This is a genomic window from Thioclava sp. UBA3469 (genome assembly GCF_002378135.1).
Classification (GTDB): domain Bacteria; phylum Pseudomonadota; class Alphaproteobacteria; order Rhodobacterales; family Rhodobacteraceae; genus Thioclava; species Thioclava sediminum.
Genome location: NZ_DFRG01000242.1, coordinates 1 through 1,662 on the forward strand (window position 1 = coordinate 1; position 1,662 = coordinate 1,662).

Genomic DNA, 1,662 nt, shown 5'->3' on the forward strand with positions numbered 1-1,662 from the left:
CCGCCGCCGATCCCCAGAAGCACCGACAGGAACCCCATCAGCGGGCCGAACCACGCGCGGAAGATGCCGCCCGGCAGCCCGTCCGAGATCCGCCAGCTCGATTTGCCGAACATCATGTAGCAGGCGATCAGCAGCACCATCACCGCGAAGATGATCTGCATCGTCGAAGAGCGCAGCTGATGCACCACCAGCACCCCGATGATCGCGCCGATGGCGATGGGGGCGATCCATTGCTTGAGGATATCCCAATCGACCGCACCCTTGCGGTTATGCGCCATGACCGAGCGGATCGACGTGACGATGATCGTCGCCAGCGAGGTCGCGACGCAGACCTGCATCAGATCGTTCGATCCGTAGCCCAACCCGCTGAAAAGATAGAAGAAGGCCGGCACGAGGACGATCCCGCCGCCGACCCCCAGAAGCCCCGCCAGAACGCCCGCGAACGCCCCCACTGCCATCAGGATCAAGACGAGCGGCGCGAGCGTGGCGAAATCGGGCATGTCGGAAAATCTCCTTGGGTTCCGCTCAGTTAACCCGTTCACGTACGGCTGACAACGCGCTCTCGAAAAGTTCAACCCCGGCGCCGTCGCGGGTGGCGCCTTCCGACAGGATCTGCCGGAAGCGGCGCGCACCGGGCTTGCCGTGGAACAGGCCGAGCATGTGGCGGGTGATCTGGTGCAGCCTGCCGCCGCGTTCGATATGGCGCGCGATATAGGGGATCATCGCTTCAGCCACGTCGAAGGGATCGCGCGCCGCGCCCTGCCCCCAGATGCGCTGATCGGCGGCGCCCAGCACCTCCATCGGCTGATGATAGGCCGCGCGGCCGACCATGACGCCGTCGAGCCCTTGCGCGAGTTCGGCCTCGGCTGCGGCGAGATCTTTGATACCGCCATTGATCGACAGATGGAGCTGCGGATAGGCCGCCTTCATCGCGTGGACGAGCGGGTAATCGAGCGGCGGGATTTCGCGGTTATCCTTGGGCGAGAGGCCTTGCAGCCAAGCCTTGCGGGCGTGGATCGTGATGCAGGTCACGCCTGCAGCGGCGACCTTCTCGATGAACTCGGGCAGCACTTCCTGCGGGTCCTGATCGTCGACCCCGATGCGGCATTTCACCGTGACTTCTACGGGTTGCGCCGCGATCATCGCGGCACAGCACTCGGCCACCAAATCGGGCGACTTCATCAAAACCGCACCGAAAGCCCCGGATTGCACGCGATCGGACGGGCAGCCGCAATTGAGGTTGATCTCGTCATAACCGAAATCCGCGCCGACCTTCGCCGCCTCGGCCAGTTCCTTCGCGTCCGACCCACCGAGCTGCAGCGCCACCGGGTGCTCGGCCTCATCGAACCCCAGCAGCCGATCGCGATCGCCATGAATCACCGCAGGCGCGGTCACCATCTCGGTGTAAAGCAGCGCGTTGCGGCTGATCTGATGGTGGAAGTAGCGGCAATGGCGGTCGGTCCAGTCCATCATCGGCGCGACCGAGAGCTTCGCTGCGCGGATCAGGGCGTCATCTGTCGTCATCGCATCTCTCATCGGGTCTGTCTCGGGCCGTCTCGATAGCGTCTGTGCCGCCCCCAAGGCGCTGAAATTTCGGAAACTGGGGGAAATGGCGCACCCAGAAGGATTCGAACCTTCGGCCTCTGCCTTCGGAGGGCAGCG

The 1,662-nt window shown here is 64.4% G+C and carries 2 protein-coding genes; both read right to left on the bottom strand.

Annotation, left to right across the window (positions count from 1 at the left end; translation table 11 throughout):
• Positions 1-500: sulfite exporter TauE/SafE family protein (locus tag B3D39_RS17495; RefSeq protein ID WP_286789924.1), on the bottom strand; the 500-nt coding region annotated here is incomplete at its 3' end.
• A 25-nt stretch (positions 501-525) separates the two neighbouring features.
• Positions 526-1,524: a tRNA dihydrouridine(20/20a) synthase DusA gene (dusA, locus tag B3D39_RS17500; protein WP_274963584.1), complete on the bottom strand. Its 999-nt coding sequence runs from the start codon at positions 1,522-1,524 to the stop codon at positions 526-528.
• Positions 1,525-1,662: the final 138 nt, after the last annotated feature.

Bases quoted from the DNA above. Each gene is read 5' to 3' on its own strand.
- dusA (WP_274963584.1), bottom strand. From the start codon at position 1,524: ATGACGACAGATGACGCCCTGATCCGCGCAGCGAAGCTCTCGGTCGCG.